7 protein-coding genes and 1 pseudogene are annotated in these 8,333 nt (G+C 43.0%); 1 reads left to right on the top strand and 7 read right to left on the bottom strand.

The window, feature by feature from the left end; translation table 11 throughout:
* Window positions 1-433, top strand: a pseudogene (locus WN50_RS02370) (RRXRR domain-containing protein); the annotation flags it as partial.
* Window positions 434-648: 215 nt separating this feature from the next.
* Here the strand turns inward: WN50_RS02370 and WN50_RS02365 are convergent.
* The 7 genes from WN50_RS02365 to WN50_RS02335 all read right to left on the bottom strand — a co-directional run bounded on the left by WN50_RS02365 (window position 649) and on the right by WN50_RS02335 (window position 7,988).
* Window positions 649-903, bottom strand: a complete 255-nt coding sequence (locus tag WN50_RS02365; RefSeq protein ID WP_046276874.1) for a hypothetical protein — start codon at window positions 901-903, stop codon at window positions 649-651.
* A 565-nt stretch (window positions 904-1,468) separates the two neighbouring features.
* Window positions 1,469-1,858: an Hsp20/alpha crystallin family protein gene (locus tag WN50_RS02360; protein ID WP_046276873.1), complete on the bottom strand. Its 390-nt coding sequence runs from the start codon at window positions 1,856-1,858 to the stop codon at window positions 1,469-1,471.
* 400 nt (window positions 1,859-2,258) lie between these two features.
* Window positions 2,259-4,490: a hypothetical protein gene (locus WN50_RS02355; protein WP_046276872.1), complete on the bottom strand. Its 2,232-nt coding sequence runs from the start codon at window positions 4,488-4,490 to the stop codon at window positions 2,259-2,261.
* A 141-nt stretch (window positions 4,491-4,631) separates the two neighbouring features.
* On the bottom strand, window positions 4,632-4,835 hold the full coding sequence (locus WN50_RS02350; protein ID WP_046276871.1) for a phycobilisome linker polypeptide: 204 nt from the start codon (window positions 4,833-4,835) through the stop codon (window positions 4,632-4,634).
* Between the two features lie 249 nt (window positions 4,836-5,084).
* Complete coding sequence (apcB, locus tag WN50_RS02345; RefSeq protein ID WP_046276870.1) at window positions 5,085-5,570, bottom strand: allophycocyanin subunit beta; 486 nt, start codon at window positions 5,568-5,570, stop codon at window positions 5,085-5,087.
* 80 nt (window positions 5,571-5,650) lie between these two features.
* Entirely contained in the window at window positions 5,651-6,136 is a 486-nt protein-coding gene (gene apcA / locus WN50_RS02340; RefSeq protein ID WP_046276869.1) for an allophycocyanin subunit alpha, read from the bottom strand.
* A 427-nt stretch (window positions 6,137-6,563) separates the two neighbouring features.
* Window positions 6,564-7,988, bottom strand: coding sequence for a hypothetical protein (locus WN50_RS02335; RefSeq protein WP_046276868.1), 1,425 nt, complete (start codon window positions 7,986-7,988; stop codon window positions 6,564-6,566).
* Window positions 7,989-8,333: the final 345 nt, after the last annotated feature.

Genomic DNA, 8,333 nt, shown 5'->3' with positions numbered 1-8,333 from the left:
AATTCCAGCCACTCACGCTGTTGATGGCGTTACACTGGCGGCTCACGCTTTTACCAGATATCAAACCGGACACCACTACGGTCATTGGGAGGGTGTTGTAACGATAACGAATGCACCGTTTACGGTTATTCGTCGCCCTCCAATTAGTCGTCGTCAATTACACTTGATGGTTCCCTCATTAGGTGGAGTAAGACGAAAATATGGAGGTACAACAACCCGTCACGGCATCCGAAAAGGAGATTTTGTCAAGGCGGAAAAAACCGGAAAAACCTATTACGGATGGTGTTCGGGGGACACGGCAAAACAAATTTCTGTGTCCGATCTCAATTGGAAAAGACTCGGACAATTTACAGCGTCCAAAGTGGTGTTGCTTGCTCGTGCCACTGGGTTGATTTGTCAACAGGAAAGCGAATTCCAGGCAAGCAAATGTTAATTATAGCAGAGAAAGAGTTGATTAGGACACTGTTTTTCTGTCAAATCCTTTTCTGATAAAGGTTTCAATTCTGTCTCCAGTCTCGGTGAGGCAGTGCGGACTTGGCGGTTTCCGTCGAGGAGCAACTGCCTATCCCGTTGGGTGTCTCCTGATTTCTGCTATAGTTGGTGTTCGTTTCCTCCCCAACCTACTTGCGTGTCGGTTGGGGTATCCACTCACACATCGATCAATGAAGTTCGACGACTCTCACCTCGACTCGCATCTGGTGTAGAATCTTCTGTGTTCTGTTCGTTTTGTTCTTGGAAAGACCCCTTTAAATCGGATGGAACCGGAAACAATTCGAGTTTGCTATTGAGCGGCGATTCAGCAAGAGAAACTTGTTGGAAAAATGGGGAAAAAGCGACCAAGCTAGAAGACAGTAAGCTAAAAACAGAAACTAAAGCAGATTTTAGCAGGGCTAGAGGGGTCACATCTGAGTACAGTTACCTTGTGATCTGATCAGGAAAAAGTTAAAAATCAATTCCCTCAATCCGCTTGAACAAATCTCTCTTTGTTACTTCTTGATGACGTTCTAGATTAGCGTCCACTTCCGCGATTAGGATCAGGACAATTAGTAGTACAGCTAACTTCACCGCTCTCTTGAACGAGCAACCATGAACCCGCTTTGACACCTTTAGTTGCATTAGCCCAAACTATTGAGAGGACGCTGAATAACAGGATGAAAGTGTAGAACCGCATGAGTCTGTCCGTATTAGTGTGTCCACTCTCTAATACAGACTGTCTGTTTTAAATCCGGTTAAAATCATCAACAGCTTTGTTAATCGAGTATTCATCACAAATGACACCCATAAATAAAAAAAATTTGCAATTAAAATCCCGCCAAGCGAGTTGACGGGACATCTAATAATTATTGAGGTTTTTAAATCCTAGAAATCTTGAATTTGCTCCGATTGAAAACGATAAGATTCGCGTTGTTTCAAATTCTGCGAGTCAATTCAAGAAGAAAACTAGGAAAATCTCAGTTTGATTGATTGCTTAGGAAGCTTTGGGTAAAATCAGAGTCAAAATACCATTCACATAGTTGGTTTTGATGTCTGGAGTGAGGATGGGTTGGGGAAGGGCGATCACTTTGCGAAACTTTTGACTAAATTTTCGCTCGTTAGATGGGGATTCTGTTTGGCGTTGACGATGATACAAGTTTCCTGAAAGTACAATTGATTCCGGAGTCACTTGCATTTCTAAACTTTTTTCATCTAAGCTGGGTATGATCGCTTTGACAACAATCGTATCTTCGGCTTCATTCAACTTAATAACCGGAACTTGAGGATGAGAATTTCCCCACTGTTCGGGTTGATTAAAAACTTGATGAACTTGACGCCCAATATCCTCTTGATCTTGAAAGGATTGATAGTGTTTCAGTACCATGTTTAAACTCCTCAAAAAATTTTCAATGCTTATTTAAAAATCGAGATGGATCTCAAATCCGATGAGGATCAGATGAGATGAATCGACTCGTTTTTTTCAACTGTTATAGCGCTACGCGCTAGGGAACAGGGAACGGGGAACAGGGAACACCGGATCAGCAGACTATGAAAGGGTTTCAGAATCTAAAAATGTCCTAACCAATTTGCGTAGTGCTATAAAACCCAGGTAAAACCCGTAGGATAACGAATTTTACCCATCAAAAATGAGTGCGTGTTTAAAAACAGACTCTTAAAAAGAAAGAAACTCGAAACGATCTTGCTATTTGACTAGAAAATCGCCCACTTGACTTAAGAGGATTTGAGTGTCTGTAGATCGGGAATTGTCAAGACCTTTTCTCAACTCATTTCTCCTCTAGAGGTAAAGTTGGAGCCGCCGGAGGAATCACAGAACGTTCGACGATGACTTTATGACTTTCTCGTTGAGTCTGCATTTCAACTGCGATCGCCTCAAATTGAACCTCTAAACTACCGTAAGCAATCTCTAAGTTCACCGTTGTTTCAATTTGGTTAAAACCATTCGGTGAAAACTCAGTTAACCAGCGCGGCCCGTCTACAATAGTCCGAGATTGGCGATCGTACACCCATATTTTGACATAAATTCGCGGTAAATTCTCATTCATACGCACCCGAACTTTCACCGTTCGACCTGCAATAATTTCTGGATTAATGATTTCTAAAATCGGAGGTGCAATCGGTTCATCTTCTGATAATGTTGCTGAAGTTTCGGAGGTTGACGCTTGAGTGGGATGAGAGTCTACCAACCGCAGGGTTCGCTCTCGGGAATATGACAACGGTGACGCATCAACGGCTTCGTCATCCACCACAATTTCTTGAGATTCTAAATCATCTTCGAGGGGAACAAAAAGCGGATCAGCTTGAACCGATGGGGAAGCAACAGCCGTCTCGGGAGATTCAGCCCGAGTTTGCATAAAGGAGGTTTCAGGCATTGGTGTGGGTTTGGCTTGCTTCATCCATTGAGACAAGTCTCGATCTTGAGCGAGAGCGTTTAAGCGTGACCAAAAGCGATTTTCAAGATTTAAGGATTGAAAAGCCGGATCAACGGGTGAAACTTGAACGAACTGACTTTCTTCATTGCTGTCGGAGTCATCTTCAAAGGCGCTCGTCGCCATCAAGGGTTCTTCAGTTGGGGTGAGAATTTCCGCATCCGCCAACTCAGAAGAAGCGGAAGTTGTTTTCTTGGAGGAAGTAGTCACCTCTACAGGAGGATTTGCATTCTCAGAGCGAAAATGACCAAAGCTTGGGAGTTCTAGAGAAGACGCTGTTGTTAAGGGCTGATTGGTTTGAGGATTGGCTTGAATAACGGGAACGGTAGGACGACGAGAATAAGGTTCTGATATTGGTTCAGGTTCGGGAAGGGCGTTTGGATCGATCAGATGTAAGCGAGTTGTCGCTTCAACCGGATCAGATTCATCGGTTATGATCTCGATCTGTTCTTCAGGACTGACGTCAGTTCCTATTGCGTCGAGAAGATGTTCCACTTGAGTGGCGATGGTAAATAGATGGCTAGTAACAGGAACACCGTTACTAGAAATCATAATTTCTCCCAAAATCAGGCGAGTTTTACATTCAAAGGGAAGATAAACTAAACAGGAAAAGGGGATGGGGATAATTGATAGGGGTATTGGCTGTTGGACGTGCAGTAAAATATTAGAATTATGCGGATCGCGTAGATAAACGTGCAAACAAGGCTGATCAATGGACTGTTCTAGGGGTTGGCTATTTGAGGGTTCAAAAGATTCAGCGTCTTCAACCCGTCCAGAAATTAACAAAGCCTGTCCTAATTTGGCAACGTAGGATTCTTTTTCGAGGGTGAGTTGTACCTCAACAATTCCCGAATGAGATGGCGACTGGGGCGTAACGGCTGGTTGATCATCGCCATTGAGCGATTCAATATCAACGATGGAAACGGGTGAGACATCCAAGGCTTCGGCTTGTTCAGAATCATCGCTTGAGAGTTCCGTCTGTGGAGTTGCGGTTAACTCTTGTTGGGGGGATGGAGGTTGGGTTTCAGAGGTGGTATTACGTTGATCAATGACTTCAACTAAGGGTTTATCGGAAGAAGTCGTCTGTGTCATTTCTTCTGAACTTTCCGACAGATCGGGAGTTTCAAATTCTGAGTCGGAACTCAAAGATTCATCAATGCGGGGGAGTTGCTCTAACGGTTCAGAGTCATTGGAGAGAACCCGCAGTTTAACCGAATTATCAGAAGATTTACTAACGAGAGTGGGCTGAAGTTGAGGATCACAGGACAGATCCCAGATTCCGGGCTTCAGACGAGTGTAGGGAATAACAATCAATAATCCCTCGGCTGAGGTATTGGTGGTGCGAGTTTGAACACGCCGAACCGGAGGGGTTTCTTCTAGAGCATGATGAGTGATGCGGACGGATATCTTAGCGTTCGGATAACCGGAACGAGCGACAACCCGATAACGCCCTTCTAAAATCTCCACATCTGGAGTTTCCAGAGGAAGCCAAGTTGTATCTCCTTCTCTTTGAAGCAGAAATTCCCAATTTTTCATCTGCATCTCCCGCCAAAGTCCTGCTACACCCATTTATAATAGCTGACGAGAGCAACTCAAAAAGATATAACAAAGGAATTAGAATTGAAAGTCTGAGATTCGTCGTTCGGTAGGGAGATCGAACCGATCTCATCCCTCGCCAAACCCGTTTTGGGTTGTGGCGCGGGAACATACTTACAGCAATCCTGTATTCATTCCAGGCTTACCCGTCGCTAATTCAACCTTAACGATTCTACCGCCCATTTTCATAATCCGTTGCTGTTCACGGAACCAGTTATCGTAAGGAACTAATTTGGTAAAGTAGGTATTTTGTAATTCTCGCTGAGTGCGGATACGGCTTTGGCTCGGAACACAAGCCGTGACTTTAAACATTCTCATGGTAATGGTTCTCCAAAAATAGAATTCCCAGTCTTTACAGTCTTTTTTAAACGATTGAAGGCTGGGAGTCACAGAGTCAATACTAGCTCACGAAAACTCATCATTTCACTCAGACAAGCCTTTAGCACTCTAGCACTCACAACGGACTTCCCTAGCCTTGCTGTAGACGATTGAGTAATACTCAACAAAGGAAAGAATCGATTCAAAATTCTACACCCCTGTTGAACAGGTTCGTCTTCTTAAACAGTTCTAGCTTAAGCCAGAGCAGATGTAGTCGAAGTAAACGCCCATTTCTTTACCAGCATCAGCGCCGACTAAACCAGCAGTCACTTCTTTCATGGCTTGAATGGCTTGCACGGTGGAACCGATGGGTACACCCAGAGAGTTGTAAGTTTCTTTCAAACCGTTGAGTACACGCTCGTCCAAGATAGAAGGATCGCCAGCTAACATTGCATAGGTAGCATAACGCAGGTAGTAATCCAAGTCGCGGATGCAAGCTGCATAACGACGAGTGGTGTACATATTTCCGCCCGGGCGGGTAACATCTGAATACAGCAGAGACTTAGCAACTGCTTCTTTAACGATAGAAGCGGCGTTAGCGCTGATGGTGCTTGCAGCACGAACGCGCAGTTCACCAGTGGCGAAATAAGCTTTCAGCTTATCGAGAGCGTTGGAGTCCAGGTACTTTCCTTGAACGTCAGAGGAGTTGATTACGGCGGTAATTGCGTCTTGCATGATTGGCTTTATAATTCCTTAAGTGTTGCTGCTGAATCTAAGATTCTTGAATGTTCGCTCCAGGGGAGCAAAAGATCATCCTATGACATTGCACCGACTAAATAATCGAAGTATGATCCGGCTTCGGAAGCATCTTCACCAGACAGCAAGGAGGTAGCAACGCTCTTCATAGCGCGAACTCCTTCTGCAACAGCCTCGATGGGGGTACCGAGAGACTTGTACATTTCACGAACGCCCACGATTCCGATTTCTTCGATGGGAGTAACGTCACCTGCTACGATTCCGTAGGTTACTAGACGGAGGTAGTAGTCCAAGTCACGCAAGCAAGTTGCAGTCATTTCTTGACCATAGGCGTTTCCACCCGGAGAAACAACATCAGGACGCTTTTGGAACAGTTGGTTGCCAGCTTCTTTGATGATGCGCTCACGAGCTGCGGTCATGGTTTCGGCGATACGAACCCGACGCTCACCAGAGGTTACAAATGCCTTGATTCGATCTAACTCACCAGGGCTGAGATAACGAGCCTCAGCATCTGCATTCACGATGGATTTAGTGACGATACTCATTTTTTACCAAAGAGTTTTAGCTAACGTGTTCTTGATTCAACCCTCGACTCACCTTTGTCGGGTTGTCGCGGTTGATCATTTTTTGGGGTTAACCCGAATGAAACCCTGTTAAGTGCTGTCCTGTCAAGAGGACTAGCTGATGCCGTTTGACACTCAACTTGGCTGATCAGTACCGCCTTGCAGCTTTTTAACCTGTTGCCCCTGCTTGTGGCATCGCAACATAAAGTTACATTTCCTGCCTGACGATCCAATCTGGTAGTTCGCTGGGACAGCAGTAGCCCAACAATTTTTACTACCTACCGGATGTATTTTGAGGCGTCAGGTTCACAATATTAGTGGTATCGTAATATTTTTTTACATTACCTCTCATTCTTGAAGATCGGGGACAGGGGACAGGGAACGGGGGACAGGGGACAGGGAAGATTGATCATTCATAATTCATAATTCGTTTTTCGATTTCTTGAGAATTGAGCCGATAAAAGACTAATTTTTCTTGAACTTGAGGGGCAATTAAAGCATCATTTGGAATGGTTTCTAGTAAGTTAATTGCGGTTTGCCATTGGTTTTGGGCTTGTTGCCAAACTTCTAAAGAATTACGTGGATTTTTCACTAAAACAGATGCTTCTAAACCCAGTTTTTGAGCCGTTTTAAAATTTGCGATCGCCGTTTGTTCTTGAATTAACTTTTGACTCGCCCAGTTATAATCTTCTTGATAAATTGCTAATTGTTGTTGAACGGGTTCTGATTTAACTTGACTTTCTGGCATTTCTTCTAATACTGCGATCGCATCTTGCCATTTTCCTTGAGCTTCTTTCCAAGCAGTTAAAGATAAAGGTGGATTTTCTACGGTTTGGCTGGCTTCTCTTGCTAAAGCTTGAGCCGATTTTAATCGCAGTTCAAGGGGTTGATTTTCTGCCAAAACACTCATTTTTTGTTGAGAGTTGACTGAGGCTTTTGGGAGGAATTGAATGCCGCCTAAAATCGCAGTCACAAAGGCTAATAATAGCAAGGGACTTAAACTCATTCTCGGGCGGTTAGCAGGTTTTTTATCTAATTTTAACTCTGACTTCAGGGGAGAAAAACTGTCTATTTTCGGCAGAATTAACGCTTCCTGTTCTCGCTTTAATGCAGCTTTTTGTTCTTCTAACCAAGCTTTTTGTTGTTCAAACTCAGCTTGCTGTCTGTTTTTTAGTTCTTCTTGTTGTTGATACCACTGTTGCTTTTGCTGTTCTAACTCAGCTTTTTCTTGGGAAAATAGTTCGGTTTGCGGTTGAATAATAGACTGATATTCTTCTAACTCTAAAATTAAAGAATAAAATCTTTTCTGTTTTTGCTTTTCGGCGGGAGTGAGTTGTTTTTTTAAACGATTTATAAACTGTCTAATATTAGACTGTAAAGCTTCTATTCCTTCGTAGGCGATCGCTAAATGGGGAAAGTGAGTATAGCGGCGAATATCAATCGCCATAAATTCGAGGAGATGATGTAAAAGCGAAATTAGATTGAAAGGATCTCGGTGAGAATTGTATCGAATAAAGTCACTGAAACACAAAAGCAGATTATCATGGATCAATAAACGTTCTAAAAGTTCTTCTTGCTGATCTCGTTTTTGATGCCATTTTTGCTTGGTTTGTTCATCAGCCCAGAGAATTTCTAATTTATCCAAATCTCCAAAATTTGCATGATTTTGTTTTTCCGTCTGCAAACGACTCCGAAGGTTTTGCAACGGAACTTTGAACTGTAGAATATCATAGGCGTGTGGTTGGATATCATTCTGAGGACAGAAGACAATTTTCATCTGTTCAACTAAAATCTGAAATTCTCGTTTAAGCTGAAGCAGTAAGTCTGTATTCATGCTGCACCTCATCTAACGCCTGGAGATCATGGTAATACTTTAGTTTGCCACAAAAATCAACTGTTTAGCCAAAATGTTATAAAAATTTTCAACTCATTGTGTAGGTTGGGTTGAGGTACGAAACCCAACAGTGAAAGATAATTGTTTAGTTTCACTTTCTTTAACTATTGGGTTTCACTTCGTTCTACCCAACCTACAGAGATTCTATTTTCACTCTTATTGTGTAGGTTGGGTTGAGGTACAAAACCCAACAGTGAAAGATAATTGTTTAGTTTCACTTTCTTTAACTGTTAGGTTTCACTTCGTTCTACCCAAGCTACAGAGATTCTATTTTCACTCTTATTG

The organism is Limnoraphis robusta CS-951 (genome assembly GCF_000972705.2).
This window is presented reverse-complemented; position numbering and strand designations above follow the sequence as displayed.